The following is an 18,779-nucleotide window of genomic DNA, read 5'->3' on the forward strand; positions in this document are numbered from 1 at the left end:
TCCTCCATGGCACTTGGGTGTGCTCGGTCTCTGGTGGCTCCCGGCGGGCTGCCGGCCGCCGACACCCCCCCGCCGGGCGGGGGGGTGCCGGTTGGCGGGCTCAGGCGGCGGCGAGGCCGGCCTTGAGGGCGGTGGTGATGCGCACAATGCGCTCGGCCTGGACGCGGGCGGCCTCGCGGGTGGTCTGGTCGACGGGGTTGTTGCCCTGGGCGTCGACGTGGGAGGTGCCGTAGGGGTTGCCGTCGGCGAACTTGGCGGGGTCGGTGTAGCCGGGGGCGACGACGATGCCGCCGAAGTGATGGAAGGAGTTGTACAGGGCGAGCAGGGTGGACTCCTGGCCGCCATGGGTCGTGGAGGAGGAGGCGAAGCCGCTGTAGACCTTGTCGGCGAGCTTGCCCTGGGCCCACAGGCCACCGAGAGTGTCGATGAACTGCTTCAGCTGCGAGGCGATGTTGCCGAAGCGGGTGGGGGAACCGAAGATCACGGCGTCGGCCCATTCGATGTCGGCCGGGGTGGCCTCGGGGACGTCGACGGTGGCGGCGGCGTTGGCAGCCCAGGCGGCGTTGGCGTCGATCGCGTCCTGCGGGGCCAGTTCGGCCGCCTTGAACACGCGGACCTCGGCACCGGCCTTCTCCGCGTAGTGGGCAATCTGCTTGCTGATCTCGGCGATCGTGCCGGTGGAGGAGTAGTAGACGACAGCTACCTTGATCGGGGTGCTCACGGTTGCGGTCTCCGTTCCGTTCGTGTCGTTCGTTCGATTGCGACTGAAGATGCCCATGACAGATTTCATCCCTGGGGTCCGTGCCCGCCGACCGGGGCACTAGTTGAACCGTAAACCATATGAGCGGCGACTGCCCCCCACGGGGTGGCGGAAATAATCCTGCCCGCCATGTTGTATAACGTTCAACTAGATGACCGCGCCGGGGCTCCCGGCCACACGACCAGCAAGGACGGCAAGGACATCGCCATGCCCCTCCCCCTCGACATCCGGCGCGCCAACGAGCGCTTCCACACCCGCGCCGGCTGGCTCGACTCCCACCACTCCTTCTCCTTCTCGCGCCACCGGGACCCCGCGAACACCCATTTCGGGCTCCTGCTGGTCTCCAACGACGACGTCGTCGCCCCCGGCACCGGCTTCGAGACCCACCCCCACCGGGACATGGAGATCATCACCTGGGTCCTCGACGGCAACCTCGTCCACCAGGACTCCGAGGGCCACAACGGGGTGATCTACCCCGGCCTCGCCCAGCGGATGAGCGCCGGCACCGGCATCCTTCACAGTGAGAAGAACGACTCCTGGACCCTCACCGGCCAGCCCGAGCACCACGACCCCGTCCACTTCATCCAGATGTGGACCATCCCCGACGAGTCCGGTATCCGTCCCGGCTACGAGCAGCTCGACATCAACGACGAACTCGCCCTCGGCGGCTGGACCACGCTCGCCTCCGGCATGCCCGGGCACACCGATCAGCGTGCGATCGGCATCCGGCAGAAGCACGCCGCCCTGCACGTCGCTCGCATCCGCCCCGCCGAGACCCTGGAGATCGCCGGCGCCCCCTTCGTCCACCTCTTCGTTGCGCGCGGCAGCGCCGAACTGGAGGGCGCGGGAGCACTGGCCACCGGCGACGCGGTCCGGATCACCGGTGCGGAGGGCCAGCGCGTCACCGGCGGCCCCGACGGCGCCGAGGTACTCATGTGGGAGATGAACGCCGCCATCTCCATGACCTGACCTCGGTCCCCATGAGGAGTACGTACGCGGCCTGCTCGAACGCCGCAAGGCGCCCGCGGCGATCCTCTTCCGCGATCACCGCAAGCCGCTGCTGATCACCATCTTCGGCCGGTTCGCCGAGGCCGGGAACTACTACCTGTTCACCACCTTCGTCCTGTCCTACGTCACCACCACCCTCGATGCGCCGAAGAGCTACGGTCTTGCCGCGTCGATGATCGGTGCGGCGGTGAACATCGTGATGATCCCCCTGTTCGGGGCGGTGTCCGACCGCATCGGACGCGTACGGACCTTCCTCATCGGCGGCGCGCTGATCGTGGCCACCACGTGGCCCGTCTTCGCGCTGGTCCACACGGGACGCCTGTGGGCGATCGTGGGTGGGGTGGTGCTGTTCCTCGCCCTCGGGCACGCCATGGTCTATGCCCCGCTGCCCGCACTGTACTGCGAGATGTTCCCCACCGCGGTGCGGTACTCCGGCATCTCGATCGGGTACCAGATGGCCTCGGTCCTGTTGGCAAGCTTCACCCCGGCGCTGGCAAGCGCGATGGTCCTATGGGCCGACGGCAGCCTGTGGATGGTGATCGGTTTCGTGATCGTGACGACACTGATCGCGATGGCGGCGATCGCGTTCGCCCCCGACCACCGAGGCCGCGAACTGTACGAGATCGGCGCCCTTCGCGAGCGTGCTGACGACGCGCCGGCCTTGTCATCGCGCTGACGCACATGCCTGAGAGCTGAGACAGCAAGCACGGATAGCTGCCGCTACCGGAACATGTTCACCATCATCTGGTGGATCAATCCGAGCGCCGCGATCGCTACCAGCCACCACGCAGGGTCACGCCACGGGGGCTTGGGCCATTCATCACCCTCCACCTCGAACCACTCCCCTGTTCAGCTCATTCCTGGGCGCCAGTCATGTGCTATGTGAACGACGAGCTTTGTCAGGCGTCACCAATGGCCTTGGAGGGGGCTCCGGGGAGTTGGCCCGGAACAGCGTACGAGGACCGGCTGGCCGAACGCGTACGTGTTCGGTTCGCCGGTCCTCGTGGGGAGGGGCGTCAGGCCGTCAGGCCGAAAGGCGGCTATGCGGACGGCGTGGGGAGTTTCGCGGTCCTTCCGCCGTCGAGTACCACGGTCTCTCCGGTGAGAAAGCTCGACTTGTCACTGGCGAGGTATACCGCGAGGTCGCCGACGTCCGTGGGTTGTCCTACGCGGCCCAGCGGGTGCATGCGGTTGAGGGCGTCGCGGGCCGTGGGCGGGTCGGGGTGAGAGGCGAGGTATTTCTCGCTGAGTTCGGAAGTGATCCACCCGGGGGCGATCGCATTGCAGCGGATATTGTGTTCGCCGAGATCGACCGCCAGCGCGCGGGTCATGCCATGAATACCCGCCTTGGACGCGCAATAGGCCGCATGGTCGGGGTTCGCCCCGAGCCCTTCGATGGAGCCGATGTTGATGACGCTTCCCCCGCCGCGTTCTCGCATGTGCGGCAGGGCCGCCTGGGCCAGGAACAACGGGGCGCGCATGTTGACGGCGACCATGAGGTCCCACTCTTCCACCAGAAGGCGGGAGACGCTGCGCTCGAACATGATTCCGGCGTTGTTGACCAGGATGTCGATGCCGCCGAACCGCTCGACGACGCCCTCGACGGCCGCCGTGATCGAGGACGGGATGCTCAGGTCGGCGTGGATATGAGCGACCTGCGGGTGGTTCTGAAGCGCGGTGTCCAGGGCTTGGCGTTGCACGACCGCCACCTGCGCTCCCTCTTCGAGGAAGCGGTCGACGATGCCTCGGCCGATTCCGCGCCCGCCGCCGGTCACCAGGGCGATTTTCCCTTGAAGTTGCACTGCGCCGCTCCTCAGTTCGCCACCGGCTTGGCACCGGTGACCTCGACGGTCTCTCCGGCGATGTAGCGGGAATCGCCGGAGGCGAGGAACGCGATGACGTCGGCGATCTCTTCGGGCTCCGCGATGTGGCCCAGCGGTACGGTCTTGTTCAATTCCGCGACGGCCCGGTCCGAGTCCAGGCCCCGGCGTTCGAACCCGGAGCGCAGCATGGGGGTATTGATTTCGTGCGGGCAGACGGCGTTCACGCGGATGCCATCGGGTGCGTGATCGCGTCCCAGGCTCTTGGTGAAGGAGGCCACCGCTCCCTTGCTGGTGCAGTAGGCCACGTGCTGCGGGCCCGGGTACACGCCCCATACGGAAGAGGTGTTGACGATGGCGCCTCCCCCACGTTCCTTCATGGGAGGAATGGCCGCTCGGCACAGGTAGAACATCGCCGTGAGATTGACGTCGAGGGCGGTGTGCCACATCTCGTCGGAGGTCTCCAGAATCGTTCCTCGGGGGATGATCCCGGCGTTGTTGATCAGGATGTCCACCCCGCCGAAGTGTTCCAGGGTGTCCGCGACCACTTGCTCGCAGTAGGTCTTTTCGCGCAGGTCGCCGACGCTGAACCGCATCGCGCCACCGGCCGTTTCGATTTCTTCTCCCAGGGACCGGCATCCCTCCGCCGAGACGTCGGCCACCATCACGGCGGCCCCTTCCCGCGTCAGTTTGCGCACCAGGGCCTTGCCCACGCCTCCCGCGCCGCCCGTGACGATGGCGACCTTTCCCGAAAACCTCAACGTGCTTCTCCTTCAGGGGTGTTGCTCTTCCGCGTCCGGTGTCCGTCCACGCGGCGGGCGATGGCCCAGGGGTTGGCCTCTCGCAGAGCCGACGGAAGCTGAGCCTCCGGGAAGGACTGGTAGGCCACCGGCCGCATGAACCGGCCGATCGAGGCGGTGCCCACGGAGGTGGTGGCGGGGGCCGTGGTGGCCGGGTACGGCCCGCCGTGGTGCTGGGCGTAGGAGACGGTGACTCCGGTCGGCCAGCTGTTCCACAGCACCCGGCCGCTCTTGGCGTGCAAGGCGCTCACCAGGCCGGTGAGCCGCTCGTCGGGCTCGGCCTGGATGGTGGCGGTGAGCTGTCCGCCCAGCAGGGACGCCAGTTCCTCCAGCTCATCTTCGGAGCGGTACTGGATGATCACTGTGGCCGGTCCGAAGATTTCCCGTTCCAGCACGGTGGCGTCGTCCCGGACGTCCTCCGAGGTGGTGATCAGCACTGTGGGACGGGGGGCCTCTGCGTCGTCGCCCACGATGAGGTCGTCCACCGCCGGCAGGGCACGTACGGCGGCGAGTGCCGTGTCGAACCCTTCGCGCAGCCCCGGGGTCAGCAGCGCCGTAAGTGGTTTCGTGCCGAGTTCCCGGCGGAGGACGTCGGTGACCTCGTCGACGTCGAAAGCCGGAACGACGATGACTCCGGGCTTGGTGCAGAACTGCCCCATGCCCATGGTGGCGGCGTTGGCGTAACCGGCCAGGATCTCGTCACGACGGGCGGCCCAGGCCCGCTCGGTGACGAAGACCGGGTTGACGCTGCCCAGCTCTCCGTAGAAGGGGATGGGAACGGGACGGCGGCAGGCGCGGTCGAAGAGCGCGCGTCCCCCGGCGGGGGAGCCGGTGAAACCGATGGCCCGTACGAGCGGATGGTCCACCAGGGCCTGCCCGGCAGTACGTCCGGTCACCGTGGAGAACAGGCCTGCCGGGGCGCCCGCGGCCTCAAGCGCTTCGGTCACGATCTGCCCGGTGCGGGCGCCGAGACCCTGGTGGCCTTCGTGGATCTTGTGCACCACCGCGCATCCGGCGGCGAGGGCGGAGGCGGAGTCTCCGCCGATCACGCTGAAGGCGAAGGGGAAATTGGAGGCGCCGAAGACGCCGACGACGCCGAGCGGCACGTTGACGCGCCGGATGTCCGGACGTGGCCCCATGCCCCAGGAAGGGTCTTCGTGGTCGATCGTGGCAGCGAAGTGTTCGCCACCGACGATCTCATCGGCGAAGAGCCGCAGCTGGAAGACGGTGCGCTTCAGCTCGCCCTGGAGACGTCCGGTGGCAAGGTGTGATTCCTCCCGGGCCAGCGGCACCAGCTCTTCGGCATGCTCTTCCAGCGCCGAGGCGATGGCCTCCAGCCACTCCGCCCGTCGGCGAGGCGCCACCTCCCTTGCCTGCTCGTATCCTGTCCGGGCTGCCCGGACCCGCTCATCGAGCTGTTCGGTGGAGGTCGTGGGCAGTACGTCCGCGGTGGTGGTCATGCTGTGTTCCCTCATCGGTGACGGTGTCGCTGGTCGGGGCTGGTCAGGCTGGTGTGGACGTGGCGGGCCACGCGGGTGCCGCTTTCGACGGCGCCGTCGATGAAACCGGCCCAGATGTTCGCGTAGTCGCTGCTCGCGAAGTGCAGGACGCCGGTGTCGGCTTGCAACGCCTCGTGGTACTGGGTGAGTTGGCCCGGCTGCTGGATCAGCCAGGTCTCCTGGGAGTGCGGGTCCGCCATCCAGTCGTGCCCGCCGACTTCGAGCACGTCGAGGTCGTCGCGCCACACCCGCAGCGCCGCGTCGATGGCCTTCGGGTCGTTGACGTCGATCCGGGTGGAGTCGGCGCCGAAGGCCACCAGCACCGCGTCGTCCTCGCCGATGAACTCGGTGCGCACCACGGAGAGCGGGTGGTGCTGTGTGGAGTAGGCGAAGAACGGCGTGATGGGGCCGCGCACGCGAATCCATGCCTTGGCACCCCGGGAGGCGGTCTTCTCCAGGCTGGGGCGGATCTTGTCTTCCGGAAGTGCGGGGCTGACATCGAGCTGGTGCAGCATGTTCTGCGGCAGGGTGATCACCACGCGCCGGGCACGGAGGGTCCGGCCGTCGCCGTAGGTGATGTCCGCGCCCTCCTCGTCGTGGCTGATGGAGTGGACCGGGGCCGCCAGGCGGATGTCGGCGCCCGAATCGGCCGCGATGGCCTCCACCAGGCTCCGTGTGCCGTCCACGAGGCGGAAGATGGCCGAGGCTTCGTGCATCAGATGCCAGGAGCCGGCGGCCGCGGCAGTCCAGCGCAGGGCGCTGAGGTAGGCGCACTCGGTAAGCGGGCCGTTGAAGTGTCCGACCCAGGCGGCTTCGTTGGCGTTTCGCTCGTCGACGGACAGATCGAGTTCGTCGAGCATCTCCTGGAGGTTGAACTGGTCGGCGTCGGCCAATCGCCGCACGGTCAGGGGTGCGTCGGGGCGGGGAATCCACTTCATGGTGTCTTCCAGCAGCCGGGTCATGCCCGGGTTGATCAGCTTCATGAAGTCGTCCAGCGTCCCGCGGCGCACATGGTCACCGGCGAGCCAGTAGGTCTCCTGCGAGCGTGGCCCGCGGGTGACGGCCAGCCCGTAGCGGGTGACCTCAGCCCAGACATGTGGCTGAACCCAGTGCAGCCAGGTACCGCCGATCTCCAGATCCCGGCCGAGACGGTGATCGGTCCAGGTCCGGCCGCCGATCCGGTCGCGCGCTTCGAGGACGACGCTCCGCACTCCCTGACGGCCCAGTTCGCGCGCGGTGATCAGCCCGGCGACTCCCGCTCCGATGACGACGACGTCTGCCCGCTCCTGCATGTCTGCCCCTTCCTGTGTGTCCGGCAGCCTTGTGAATCCGCCTCGTGAACCCGCCCCGTGAACCCGCTCCATGAACCACGTGCCGACTACGCCGTGGTCACGTCGAACTCGACCGTTCCCCAGCCCTCGAAGGTGCCTGTCCAGCGGCCGGGCTCGTTCATGGGCACGGCCCGCAGACAGCTGCCGGGGAGGATGACCTGACCTGGTTCGAACGCGATGTCATAGGCGGCGAGCCGGTTGCACAGCCACGCGGTGGCGGCGAAGGGGTTGCCGAGGATGTTCCTGGTGTTTCCTTCGACGACGTGGCGGCCGTTGAAGTGCAGGGTCCCCCGCGTGTCGTTCAGCGAGAGGTCGGCGATGCGCCGCGGCGTTCCACCGAGGATGACGGCGCCGGTCGAGCCGTTGTCCGCGAGGGTGTCCGGCAGGCCGATCGCCCAGTTCTCCACGCGCGAGTCGATGATCTCGATGGCGGGCACGGCGTACTCGACGGCGTTGATGACGTCGGCGGTGGTGACGTGGGGGCCGCGAAGGGCGTGCTTGAGGAGGAAGGCCGGTTCGAGCTCGACGAACGGCTCGATGTAGCGCTGCCGCTCCTGCGGGACGCCTTCGTAGGCGAACGTCGATCCGAGCAGGTAGCCGTAGTCGGGCTGGTCGAGGCCGAAGGCGTCCTGCATCACCTTGGCGATGTTCCCCAGCTTGTAACCGACCAGGCGGTCGCCGTCGGCGACGGCCTCTTCCGTGGTGATCCGCTGGACCGCGAAAGCGCTGTCCACGTCGAGGCCGGGCCATGTCCTGGTCGGCGCGGCGACGGGCTCCGCGTTGGCTCGTGCCGCGCGCAGTGTCGTGGCGATGTCGTGGAGTTCGGAGGTCTGCATGGAATCTGCTCCTTTGCGGGCACCGTGCGCAGCGGGTCTCGGGCCTGGCTACGGCTGGTCTCGGACCGGGCTGTGGCGGGTCTCAGGCCGGGCTGGGTTCGCCGAAGCCGCCCAGCCGTCCCGTCCAGTCGATGTCGGCGAACTTGTCGGGCTGCTTGCCGGACAGCGCGCGGCAGACGGTGTCCTGCCCGGCGGCCAGGTGTGCCTGCTCGATCGCGGTGTGCACTGCGGGCTCCTTGCCATGCCCGGGCGTTCACATAGTGAACTGTGTGTTCATCTGGGTGTGTGTGATGGTGGGCCGCACAGGTCCTGCTGTCAAGAGCGGCGAGCACCCCTCGGCCGGCACGCAAAGAGCGATGCACGCGAAGGCATCAGACGCGGTCGCGGTGCGTCCGGAAGCCTTGACGAGCCCCAGGGTTCATGTCACGCTTCCGAAAATTCTGGTCGAGGCGCTCAATATACGAACACTCTCCTGCTGGATCAGACCTCATCCGCCGGTGCCCCCTCGACCAAGGCGGTCCCCGCCCCCGCGCGCATCTCTTCCGCGACGTGTTCTCGACGCCGGTACACCCGTCGGCGTCCTCCAGGCGAGCTCGGGCCGCGATCGTTCACCTCAGGAAGGACTGAAGTGTGACCACCCTCAGCAATCCCGATCCCGTAGCGACGAGCCAAGCCGGTCCGGTCGACAAACGGCGCTTCCTGATCAAGCTGACCGGTTTGACCGTCGGCGGCATGTTCATCGACGGCTACATCCTCGGCATCATCGGGACCGCCATCGCCGCCGCCACCGCCGAGCTGCACATGTCCCTGTTCTGGGAAGGGCTGACCGGGGCGTCCGCCCTGGTCGGCATCTTCATCGGCGGACCGCTCGGTGGCTGGCTGGCCGACAAACTCGGCCGCAAGCCGACGTTCACACTCGACCTGGCGATGTTCCTGATCGGTTCGGTCCTGCAGTTCTTCGTCGACTCGACCTGGCAACTGTTCGCCGTGCGCCTGCTGATGGGCATCGCGATCGGGGCCGACTACTCGGTGAGCTGGCCGCTGCTGGCCGAATTCGCCCCGGCGCGGCTGCGCGGACGGCTGATGTCCTTCTCGGAGGTCGCCTGGTACGTCGGCTTCATGGTCGCCTTCTGTGTCGGCTACGGAATGAGCGCGGTGTTCTCGGCGGACTGGCGGATCATCCTCGGGTCCAGCACGGTACCGGCAGTGATCTTGTTCCTGGCCCGGCTGGGTCTCCCCGAGTCCCCGCGCTGGCTGATGAACCAGGGCCGTACCGAGGAAGCGAACCGGATCGCCCACGACTATCTCGAATCCCCCTCCGACATCCTCGACCTCGCCGGCGAGTCCACCCGGCAGGGCACCTTCGGGATGCTGTTCTCCCGCGACTACTGGCGGACCACGACCTTCGTCTCGGTGTTCTGGTTCTGCGCCGTCACCCCGTACTTCGCCATCGCCACCTTCGCGGCCAGCGTGCTGTCCGACTACGGTCTCGGCGACGGCTTCGGCGCGGCCCTGGGCCTCAACGGGCTCGCCCTGGTCGGGGTGCTGATCTCCCTGGTCCTCATCGAGCGCGTCGGCCGCCGCAAGCTGATCATTCCCACGCAGTGGGTATGCGCGGCCGTCCTCCTGATCATCGGGCTGTGGACGTCCGCGCCCCCTGCTCTGGTGCTGGCCTGCTTCCTCGTCTTCGCCTTCACCAACGCCATCCCCACCGCCATCACCGGCGTCTACCCCGGCGAGGTCTTCCCCACGGAGATCCGCGGCATCGGGACCGGATTCGGCTGCGCCTTCAGCCGCGTGGGCGCCGGTCTGGGCACCTTCCTGCTGCCATGGTCGATGCAGAACCTCGGCGCCGGGCCGAGCATGCTCATCGCCGCCGGGGTGTGCGTCGTCGGCGCCGTGGTCTCGCAGGTCCTCGCTCCGGAGACCACCGGCCGCCCGCTGAGCGAAACCTCCGCCCCGCACCGCGGCAGGCCTCGCCGGACGAAGCCCCTGGCCTAGCGGGAACACCGGCGAAGGGACGCCGATCATGACGTTCACTATCTGAACATGTAGGCGTTACAGTGGGAGCGAGAATGGTTTGAGCTGCGTCTACGCGCGGCGTTCCGCACCACGAAGGGGCCACATGAGCGTGAGCGACGCGTCCACACCGGTGGAGATGACGAACAAGTCGGTGACCAAGGGTGTGCGGCTGCTTCGCGAGCTGGCGGCCCAGCCCCGGTCCGGGGCCACCGTGACGACCCTCGCGAAAGCGACGGGGATCTCCCGGCCCACCGCGTTCCGGCTGCTGCACAGCTTCGAGGTGAGCGGTTTCGTCGACCGCGTCGGCAACAACTACATCCTGGGCTGGGAGCTGGCCCGGCTCGGCCGTTACGCGGACCCGCACGCGGGCCTCGTGGCGCGAGCGCAGCCACTGCTGGAGGAGTTGTCGGAGAAGTTCAACGAGCAGGTGACGCTCTCGGTGCCGAACCTTCAGGACGGGCTCGAACTGGTCGCCGAGGCCACTGGATCGCATGTGGTGGGCATCGTGCCGCACAACATGGTCGGCCAGTACTACCCTCTGCACGCCAGTTCCACCGGCAAGGTGCTGCTCGCGGAGATGCCCGTGGAGAAGGTGGTCGCGCTTCTGCCCGAGACGCTGGAGTCCTTCGCCTCGCGGACCATCACCGACCGGGCGACCCTGCTCAGGGAGCTCGATGAGATCCGCGAGCAGGGTTTCGCCGTCATCGACAACGAACTGGAGGAGGAGCTCCTGTCGCTGTCGCGCCCCATCCGGGACTCGTCCGGCACTCTGGTGGCGATCCTGACCGTCAACGGGCCCCGGTACCGGTTCGGCCGGGCCCAGATCCCCGAGGGCCTGCAGCAGATGCGGTCCATCGTGGACCGGCTCGTCGAGGTGTTCTGGCAGGACTCGGCATCCGCCTGACCGGCCACTGCATGACCGACCGCCGCATGACCCACCGCCCATAGCCCCAATCTGAACGTAGCGTTCATTATTCAGGCCCGTCTCCCGGTGTGGAGGCGGGCTCGATCCATACCACGGACGACTTCGCGGCGGATTTCGGTGTCTGGTGACCGGTTGACACGCGCCTTCGAAAGGTCGCAACATGAACGCGGCGTTCGGTTAGTGAACGTCTTCAGTCACTGCAGGTGTGCTCTGCGGGTCTCTACACCGCAGGAAGGCCCCCGCCTCTCGCCCTGGAGCGCAGCATGAGTAATCAGCCGCTGAAGTTCTTCGCCTTCGATGTGTCCGCTCCCGCGCATTTGACCGCGGGTTCCTGGCGTGACCCGGATGACGAGGGCCGGCGCTACACCGACCTGAGCTACTGGACCGACACGGCTCGCATGCTGGAAGAGGCCTGCTTCGACGGCATCTTCTTCGCCGACACCGTCGGCTACCACGATGTCCACGGCGGGTCCCCCGACGCCGCCCTGCGCGACGCCGCCCAGTTCCCGATCAACGACCCCGCCCTGATCGTCTCGGCCATGGCGTCGGCCACGCGCCACCTGGGCTTCGGCGTCACCTCGTCCCTGACGTACGAGCAGCCCTACGCCCTGGCCCGCAAGTTCAGCACGCTGGACCACCTGACGGCCGGCCGGGTCGGCTGGAACATCGTCACCTCCTACAACGAATCGGCCGCGCGCAACCTCGGGCTCGGTACGCAGATCCCGCACGACAAGCGCTACGACATGGCCGATGAGTACCTGCAGGTCTGCTACAAGCTCTGGGAGGCCTCCTGGCAGGACGACGCGGTCATCCGCGACGCGCGGGCCGGGTCCTATCTCGACCCGCGGCGCGTCCACTCCATCCGCCACAAGGGCGCCTACTTCGATGTGCCGGGCCTGCACCTGTGCGAGCCGTCCCCGCAGCGCACCCCGATGCTCTTCCAGGCCGGTGCCTCCTCCCGGGGGATGCTCTTCGCCGCGCAGAACGCCGAGGCGGTCTTCGTGAACACGATGACTCCCGAGCTGACGCGGCGCAGCGTCCACAAGATCCGCTCCGCGGTGGCCGAGGCAGGCCGCGACCCGCGGAGCGTCAAGGTCCTCGCGCTGATCACCGTGGTCGTCGCGCCCACCGACGCACAGGCGCAGGAGAAGTACGAACGCCATCTGCGCAACGTCAGCTACGAGGGCGCGCTGGCCCGGTTCGCGGGCTGGACCGGGATCGACCTGAGCGGCCTGGACCCGGACATGCCGCTGGAGTACGCGGAGGTGGACGGCTCCCGCTCGATGGTGGAGATGTTCTCCAAGGCGGACCCCACACGGACCTGGACCACCCGGCAGATCGCCGAGTTCATCGGCATCGGCGGTACGGGCGCGGTCATCGTCGGCTCGCCGCGGACGGTGGCGGCCGAGCTGCGGAAGTGGCGGGACGTGGCCGACATCGACGGGTTCAACGTCAGCTACGCCACCAAGCCCGGTGGCTGGGAGGACTTCATCGAGCTGGCCCTTCCGGAGCTGCGCCGACAGGGCCTGGCGCGCGAGTCCTACGACGAGAGGGCCACCACGCTCCGCGAGAGCTTCTACGGAGCGGGGCAGCGCCGCACGCTGCCCGACCACCCGGCCTCGGCGATCCGATCCGCCCCGCGCGAGGACGGCCCGCAGCAGAGCGGCCAGCCGCACGGTGGCCCGTCGCAGGCCGGCCCACCGCAGGACGGCCCGTTGCAGAGCGCCGTCAGTGGAGCACAGGGCTGAAGGCCCGCACCCAACTACCCGGAAGGGAGCGTCACCATGACCACCCACGCCACCGAGCAGCACACCGATCAGATGGACTTCCGCCACGTCATGTCCCACCTGCCCACCGGCGTGGTGGCGGTGACGGGCGTCGAGCCGTCCACCGCCCGGCCCGCAGGCATGATCGTCGGCACTTTCGCCTCGCTCTCCCTCGACCCGCCGCTGGTCGCCTTCAGCGTCGCCCGCACCTCCAGCAGCTGGCCCAAGGTCCGCAGCGGCGGCCGCTTCAGCGCCAGCGTTCTCGCGGGCGGGCAGGACGCGGTCTGCCAGTCCCTGTCCCGCAGGAGCGGTGACAAGTTCGCCGATGTGGAGTGGTACCCCTCCCCCGACGGTGCTCCGCGCATCAGCGGCGCGGTCGCCTGGATCGACTGCGAGGTGGCGCAGGAGCTCGACGGCGGCGACCACGTCATCGTCGTCGCCCGGGTGCTGCGCATGGCCACCGGGCCCGGGCAGCCGCTGGTCTTCCACAAGGGACGGCTCAGCAGCTACCGGGAAGCGGTCGCCGCTTGAAGCCCTGAAGGCCTCAAGACAGGCTCAGCGCAGAAGCCGGGAGGTGTCCACGGTGAACCCGACCGCGGCCCCGCCGCCGGGTCGGGTTCCCGCGAAGACGGTGCCGCCGTGCGCCTCGGCCACGTCACGGACGATGGCCAGGCCGAGCCCGGAGCCGGGGAGACCGCGGGCGGTCTCGGCGCGGTAGAAACGGTCGAAGACGCGCTCCGCGTCACTGTGGCGGATGCCGGGACCACGGTCGCGGACGGTGATCACTCCCCGGCGCAGCCGCACCTCGATCGGCTCGTCGCTGTCGGTGGCGGCGTCGAACTTCGCCGCGTTCTCCAGCAGGTTGCCCATCGCGCGTTCGAGCCCCTGACGGCGGCCGCGCACCACGCAGTCGTCCGCGTCGCACAGGACCAGTCGGCCGGTACGCCGGTACACGCGCTGCGCGGCGCGCCGGGCCACCGCGGCCAGTTCGACGGGTTCCTCGGCTTCGTCGCGGCCGCGGGACAGGGCGAGCTCGACGAGTTCGTCGACCAGATGGCCCAGTTCGCGCGTCTCGCCCTCGACGTCGTCGAGGAGCCGGTCGCGCGCGTCCGGGGACAGCTCGGTGACGCGGCGCAACACCTCCGCGTTGGCGCGCAGGCTGGTCAGCGGGGTCCGCAGCTCATGGGCGGCGTCCTGCACCAGCCTCTCCTGGGCCTCGCGGGCGACGGCGAGCCGGGCCAGCATCCTGCTGAACGACGCCGAGAGGCGGCCGACCTCGTCCCGTCCGTCCTCCAGGCCGGAGCCGTCGGCGTGGCCCTCGACGCTGACCTCCTCGGCGACGGTGGCCAGCCGTACCAGGCGCCGGGTGATGCGCCGCGCCAGCAGTCGGCCGACACCCGCCACCACGACCAGGACCGCGAGGCCGACCCCGGTGATCTCCCGCGCCATGCCGCCCAGCACATAGTGGGTCTGGTCGACCTGTACGGCCACCTGCAGGGCCCCGCGGCCCCCGCCGAGCGCGGTGGTCAGCTGCCGGTACGTAAGACCGTCGACGACGACCTCGGTGGTCTGCGACTGCCCGTACACGCCGGAGGCGGCGAGGGCACGATGTGTGTCGGACACCGGCAGCGGGACGTGCGGACCGCCCAGACGGCTGGACGTGCCGTCACGGTCCACGGCCCGCACGACCGGCCGCCACTCCTCCTCGTCGCCCGGGCCCGGCCGGTCCGGGCCGGGGAAGAGGTCCGGCCCCGGTGTGACCGCCCCGGAGACCGCGGGAGCCTGGTCCGGGGTCTGTGCCGCGGTCACCGTGGCCGACCGCAGGGACCGGTCTATCTCCGCGAAGATGCGGTCGGAGGCGGCACGGTAGCTCGCCAGGCCGACCAGGGCCGCCACCACGGCGCCGACGACGGCGAAGGCGAGGGCGAGCCGCGCGCGCAGACTCATGGCCGCCGTGCCGCGTAGCCCACGCCACGCACGGTGCGGATCAGGTCGGGCGCGCCCGCGTCGGACAGTTTGCGCCGCAGGTAGCCGACGTAACCGGCCACGTTCTTGGCGTCCGTGCCGAGTTCCTGGCCCCAGATCCGCCGGTACACGGTCGCGTGGTCCAGCACGATGCCCTCGTTGCGGACCAGGAGTTCCAGCAGGTCGAACTCCGTCTTCGAAAGCCGCAGTTCCTCGTCGGCCCACCAGGCGCGCCGGGCGGCGGGGTCGACGCGCAACGACGCGATCCTCAGCGGCGCACCGGCCTCGTTCCGCTCCCCCGCGCCCGGAGTCAGCTCGGCCCGGCGCAACAACGCCCGTAATCGGGCCAGCAGTTCACGCACCGAGAAGGGTTTCGCCAGATAGTCGTCGGCGCCGGCGTCCAGTCCGGCGACCCGGTCCGGGGTCCCGCCGCGGGCCGTGAGCAGCAGCATCGGGGTGCGGTCGCCGTCGGCACGCAGCACGCGGCAGACCGCCAGTCCGTCGATGTGGGGCATCATCACGTCGACGACCAGGGCGTCGAAGGAGTCCCGGCGGAGCCGGGTCAGGGCCTCCACGCCGTCGGCGGCGGTGACGACCGAGTACCCCTCCAACTCCAGGGCTCGCGCGAGGGATTCGCGGATCGCGCGATCGTCGTCGGCTATGAGGACACGGTTCGGCACCCCCTCATGATGACCCACTCACCCGGCCGCGTTCGGCGAGTGCCGAAGCCGAAGCGATTGAGGCTTTGCCCAATTCCGGAACGGCTCCCGCAGAGATCTGATGTCACTCGTCCAGCATGGAATCTCCCCTGACAGCGCAGCCCCAAGAGGAGTCCCATGTCCCCCGTCACCTCTGCTCGCAGATCCCGGCAGGCACGCGTACGCCGAGCCGTTGTCGCCCTCGCCGTGTGTACCGGCCTCGGTGTCACCGGCTGTGCCGCCGTGGCCTCCACGGGCTCTTCCGCCGCGGCGGCCATGACGACGAGAAAGGCTCCGCCCGCGAAGGTGGCCTCGGGTGCCGGCGGCGCGAACACCGCCAAGGTCGTGGCCGCCGCCGACGCGTTCCTCGCGACGCTGTCCGACGAGCAGAAGGACACCGTCCTCCACGACTTCGACGACGCGACAAAGAAGACCGGCTGGTCGAACTTCCCGACCCCCGTCGTGCAGCGCAACGGCCTCAAGCTGGGTGACCTCACCGACTCGCAGCAGACCGCGGCGCTGAAGGTCATGGGGGCCGCGCTCAGCAAGCAGGGGTACGAGGAACTCGTCGAGATCCGCAAGGCCGACGACTACCTCGCCTCGCTGCCGGGCGCCGGAAACGGGCGCGTCAACTTCGGCTCGGAGTGGTACTACATCTCCTTCTTCGGCGCACCCAGCAGGACCGGGCAGTTCACCGTCCAGTACGGCGGCCACCACGCGGCGTACAACATCACCTACGCCGGAAGCCATGTCAGCATCTCCCCCACGCTGACCGCCGTGGAGCCGATGGCGTTCGACTGGGAGGAGAAGTTCTACGCCCCCCTGAAGGACAAGCGGACCGCCACCATCGGAGCGGTCCAGGCGCTGACCGCAACCGAGCTGGCCTCGGCCGAGATCGACGGAAGCTTCGACGATCTGCTGCTCGGCCCCGGCCACGACGGCCCCTTCCCGGAGCGGCCCGAGGGCGTCCTCGTCTCCGACCTCACCAAGAAGCAGCAGGCCAAGGTCACCGCGATGCTCAAGGCGTGGGTCGACGACCTGGACGAGAAGGCCGCGGCGCGGCTGCTGGCCAAGTACGTCTCCGAGTACGGGAAGACGTACATCGGCTGGAGCGGTGGCACGACGCTCGACAACCCGCAGACGTACGTCCGTCTCGACGGTCCGTCCGCGTGGATCGAGTTCTCCAACCAGCCCGGTGCCGAGACCGACGGCGTCCACCAGCACACCATCTTCCGGGACGAGACGGCCGACTACGGCTGGGAGTGACCGGGCGGAAAGGTCCGGGAAGGGTCTGCGACGTGAAGCGTCTCCTGTCCGCGTTCCTGATCGCGGCGCTCCTGCTGGTCGGCGGCCTCGCGCCGCCGGCCGGTGCCCATCCGATGAGCACCTCGGCCGTCCTTCTCGACATCGGCGACGACCGGGTCGAGGGCGAGGTGCAGCTGCCCATCGACCGGCTGGCCGTGGCCGTTGACCGCGATCTCACCCGCGGCAGCGTTCTCGGCGCCGACCGGGCGTTCCTCAGGAAGTACACGGCCGGGCACATCAGTGCCGTCGGCGACGACGACCGGCCCTGGCCCGTCACCCTCGGCACGGGATCGGTCCGCACGATCGACGGGACGCCGCATCTCGTCTACCCGTTCGAGATCCGTCCGTCCGGCGGCCGGGTCACCACCTTCGCCCTGCGGTACGACGTCATCGTCGAGGAGTTGCTGACGCACAGGGTCATCGCGACCGTCCGCTACGACTTCGACCGCGGCATCCTCAGGACCAACGACGCCGAAACCCTCGGGATCTTCGACTACACGACGAAGAGCCTCCGGGTCCCGGCGGGCGAGGGCTCATGGCTGCGGGGCTTCGCCACCACGGCGGGCCTGGGCATCGAACACATCGGCGAGGGCACCGATCATCTGCTGTTCCTGCTCATGCTGCTCATTCCGGCCCCGTTGGTGGCCGCCGGGGGCCGATGGCGCACCGCCGCGTCGGCCCGGCGCGCCGTCGGCCGCGTCGTGCACGTCGTGACGGCGTTCGCCGCCGGCCACTCGCTCACCCTCGCGCTGGCGGCCGCCGGGGTGATCGATCTGCCGTCCCGGCCGGTCGAGACACTGATCGCGGTCTCGATCGCGGTCTCGGCCATCCATGCCATCCGGCCGCTGGTGGCCCATGGCGAGGTGCTCATCGCCGGCGGTTTCGGGCTGGTGCACGGGTTGGCGTTCGCCTCGCTCATCGGCGATCTCGGCCTCGACCGCGGATCGCTCGTGACATCGCTGCTGGGGTTCAACCTGGGCATCGAACTGACTCAACTGCTGGTGGTCGCGCTGATGATGCCGTCGCTGCTCCTCCTCTCCCGCACCGCCGTCTACCCCGCGTTCCGCACCGGCGTGGCCGTGATCGGCCTCGTGTTCTCGATCTCCTGGATACTCGAACGCGCCACGCTGACGTCGTCCGACCCCTTCGCGGGCATCCAGACGTGGCTGGTCGGGCACCCGCTGCTCGTCGCCATGACGGTCGCGGCGCTGGCCGTCGTCGCCCGACGCACCGTGCCACGGGCTCCCTGACGTCGACGCGGCGTCATGGGCGGGAGCGCGGGCCTTCCTGCGTGGCGTGCTGTCGGCGCACCATCTCGGTGATCCAGATGGGCGCGAACGGAGAGGTGCAGCCCGGGGACGTCGGGTAGTCCTTGAGCACCTCCAGGCGCTCACCCATGCCGAGCGCACGGGTGCGGTGTCCGGCGTGCTCGATGCCGATCTGGGCGAGGCAGTGGTTCATGGCCCACTGCAGGCGGTCCGGGGCGTCCTTCATCTCCGCCTCGATGACGTCGAGCAGCCCCGCGAGGTCGAGGCCGTCGGGCTTCTTCGCCACGCGTTCGGTGGTCAGCGCCCAGCCCGCACTCGCGACCACGGGATCGGGGTCGGCGGACCAGGCCACGCGCAGCTCTTCCTTGTGCGGGTTCTTCTTCACCACGTAGTTCACGAGCCAGTCGTGCACCTTGGGTGTGCGTGCCTGGCGCAACATGACGTCCAGCTCGTCGCGCTCGAACGCCTTCGGGCGGCAGATCAGGAGCGCCAGCAGTCTGGCCGCGGTGTCGTCCGTCTCCCAGAGCCGACAGGCCAGTTCCTGCTGCGTCTTCAGCCGTTTCGCGAGCGCGCGCAGCTTGGTGAGGTTCACACCGTGATCGTCACCGTGTCTCTCGTTCACCGCGCGGATCTTCGGGTCGTCGAGCCCGGCCAGCTCGGTCATCACCTCGGTCAACACCGTCTCGGCCACCGCAGCCTCCCGTCCATGACGTGCGGGATTCAGCCTACGGCGTCTTCTCAGGGTCAGTGGTACCAGCGGCGGACCCGCTGAGCCC

The 18,779-nt window shown here is 69.0% G+C and carries 18 protein-coding genes; 8 read left to right on the forward strand and 10 right to left on the reverse strand.

All coding sequences use genetic code 11. The features are described from left to right. Positions 1-100 precede the first annotated feature (100 nt). Positions 101-721: an NAD(P)H:quinone oxidoreductase gene (gene wrbA / locus ABZ370_RS34010; RefSeq protein ID WP_358628901.1), complete on the reverse strand. Its 621-nt coding sequence runs from the start codon at positions 719-721 to the stop codon at positions 101-103. A gap of 246 nt (positions 722-967) precedes the next feature. Between wrbA and ABZ370_RS34015 the strand changes: the two genes are divergently transcribed. Beyond that, a complete protein-coding gene (locus ABZ370_RS34015) occupies positions 968-1,729 on the forward strand; it encodes a pirin family protein (protein ID WP_358629199.1) in 762 nt (253 codons plus the stop codon). Positions 1,730-1,760: 31 nt separating this feature from the next. Continuing rightward, positions 1,761-2,444: an MFS transporter gene (locus ABZ370_RS34020; RefSeq protein ID WP_358629202.1), complete on the forward strand. Its 684-nt coding sequence runs from the start codon at positions 1,761-1,763 to the stop codon at positions 2,442-2,444. Positions 2,445-2,808: 364 nt separating this feature from the next. Here the strand turns inward: ABZ370_RS34020 and ABZ370_RS34025 are convergent, their stop codons facing one another. From ABZ370_RS34025 to ABZ370_RS34050, 6 genes are all read right to left on the reverse strand, one after another. Next, positions 2,809-3,570, reverse strand: coding sequence for a glucose 1-dehydrogenase (locus ABZ370_RS34025; RefSeq protein ID WP_358628904.1), 762 nt, complete (start codon positions 3,568-3,570; stop codon positions 2,809-2,811). Positions 3,571-3,581: 11 nt separating this feature from the next. Then, positions 3,582-4,349 carry an SDR family NAD(P)-dependent oxidoreductase gene (locus tag ABZ370_RS34030; RefSeq protein WP_358628907.1) on the reverse strand — a complete coding sequence of 256 codons (768 nt, stop codon included), beginning with the start codon at positions 4,347-4,349 and terminating at the stop codon, positions 3,582-3,584. Next, positions 4,346-5,848, reverse strand: coding sequence for an aldehyde dehydrogenase (NADP(+)) (locus tag ABZ370_RS34035; protein ID WP_358628910.1), 1,503 nt, complete (start codon positions 5,846-5,848; stop codon positions 4,346-4,348). The genes ABZ370_RS34030 and ABZ370_RS34035 overlap by 4 nt, the downstream gene beginning before the upstream one ends. Before the next feature lie 11 nt (positions 5,849-5,859). After that, positions 5,860-7,179 carry an NAD(P)/FAD-dependent oxidoreductase gene (locus tag ABZ370_RS34040; protein WP_358628913.1) on the reverse strand — a complete coding sequence of 440 codons (1,320 nt, stop codon included), beginning with the start codon at positions 7,177-7,179 and terminating at the stop codon, positions 5,860-5,862. A gap of 86 nt (positions 7,180-7,265) precedes the next feature. Next, the gene (locus tag ABZ370_RS34045) at positions 7,266-8,054 is read right to left on the reverse strand and encodes a 2-keto-4-pentenoate hydratase (RefSeq protein WP_358628916.1); all 789 of its coding nucleotides are present in this window, start codon (positions 8,052-8,054) and stop codon (positions 7,266-7,268) included. An 82-nt stretch (positions 8,055-8,136) separates the two neighbouring features. Continuing rightward, positions 8,137-8,280 (reverse strand): hypothetical protein, encoded by a 144-nt coding sequence (locus ABZ370_RS34050; protein WP_358628919.1) that lies wholly within the window; start codon positions 8,278-8,280, stop codon positions 8,137-8,139. 404 nt (positions 8,281-8,684) lie between these two features. Between ABZ370_RS34050 and ABZ370_RS34055 the strand changes: the two genes are divergently transcribed. From ABZ370_RS34055 to ABZ370_RS34070, 4 genes are all read left to right on the forward strand, one after another. Continuing rightward, positions 8,685-10,055, forward strand: coding sequence for an MFS transporter (locus ABZ370_RS34055; RefSeq protein WP_358628922.1), 1,371 nt, complete (start codon positions 8,685-8,687; stop codon positions 10,053-10,055). A 124-nt stretch (positions 10,056-10,179) separates the two neighbouring features. Then, positions 10,180-10,980 carry an IclR family transcriptional regulator gene (locus ABZ370_RS34060; RefSeq protein WP_358628925.1) on the forward strand — a complete coding sequence of 267 codons (801 nt, stop codon included), beginning with the start codon at positions 10,180-10,182 and terminating at the stop codon, positions 10,978-10,980. 284 nt (positions 10,981-11,264) lie between these two features. Continuing rightward, positions 11,265-12,749, forward strand: coding sequence for an LLM class flavin-dependent oxidoreductase (locus ABZ370_RS34065; protein WP_358628928.1), 1,485 nt, complete (start codon positions 11,265-11,267; stop codon positions 12,747-12,749). A gap of 36 nt (positions 12,750-12,785) precedes the next feature. Further along, on the forward strand, positions 12,786-13,298 hold the full coding sequence (locus ABZ370_RS34070) for a flavin reductase family protein (protein ID WP_358628931.1): 513 nt from the start codon (positions 12,786-12,788) through the stop codon (positions 13,296-13,298). 24 nt (positions 13,299-13,322) lie between these two features. On the opposite strand, the gene ABZ370_RS34075 is transcribed toward ABZ370_RS34070, so the two are convergent. Continuing rightward, the gene (locus ABZ370_RS34075; RefSeq protein WP_358628934.1) at positions 13,323-14,714 is read right to left on the reverse strand and encodes a HAMP domain-containing sensor histidine kinase; all 1,392 of its coding nucleotides are present in this window, start codon (positions 14,712-14,714) and stop codon (positions 13,323-13,325) included. Then, a complete protein-coding gene (locus ABZ370_RS34080) occupies positions 14,711-15,412 on the reverse strand; it encodes a response regulator transcription factor (RefSeq protein WP_358628937.1) in 702 nt (233 codons plus the stop codon). The genes ABZ370_RS34075 and ABZ370_RS34080 overlap by 4 nt, the downstream gene beginning before the upstream one ends. A 156-nt stretch (positions 15,413-15,568) precedes the next feature. Between ABZ370_RS34080 and ABZ370_RS34085 the strand changes: the two genes are divergently transcribed. Continuing rightward, on the forward strand, positions 15,569-16,696 hold the full coding sequence (locus ABZ370_RS34085) for a DUF3500 domain-containing protein (protein WP_358628940.1): 1,128 nt from the start codon (positions 15,569-15,571) through the stop codon (positions 16,694-16,696). 32 nt (positions 16,697-16,728) lie between these two features. After that, positions 16,729-17,985 (forward strand): HupE/UreJ family protein, encoded by a 1,257-nt coding sequence (locus ABZ370_RS34090; protein ID WP_358628943.1) that lies wholly within the window; start codon positions 16,729-16,731, stop codon positions 17,983-17,985. 13 nt (positions 17,986-17,998) lie between these two features. Here ABZ370_RS34090 and ABZ370_RS34095 read toward each other — a convergent pair whose 3' ends face one another. After that, positions 17,999-18,667 (reverse strand): DNA alkylation repair protein, encoded by a 669-nt coding sequence (locus ABZ370_RS34095; RefSeq protein WP_358629205.1) that lies wholly within the window; start codon positions 18,665-18,667, stop codon positions 17,999-18,001. Between the last annotated feature and the right edge of the window lie 112 nt (positions 18,668-18,779).

The sequence above is a fragment of the Streptomyces sp. NPDC005962 genome, assembly GCF_040629205.1.
In the GTDB taxonomy this organism is placed as follows: domain Bacteria; phylum Actinomycetota; class Actinomycetes; order Streptomycetales; family Streptomycetaceae; genus Streptomyces.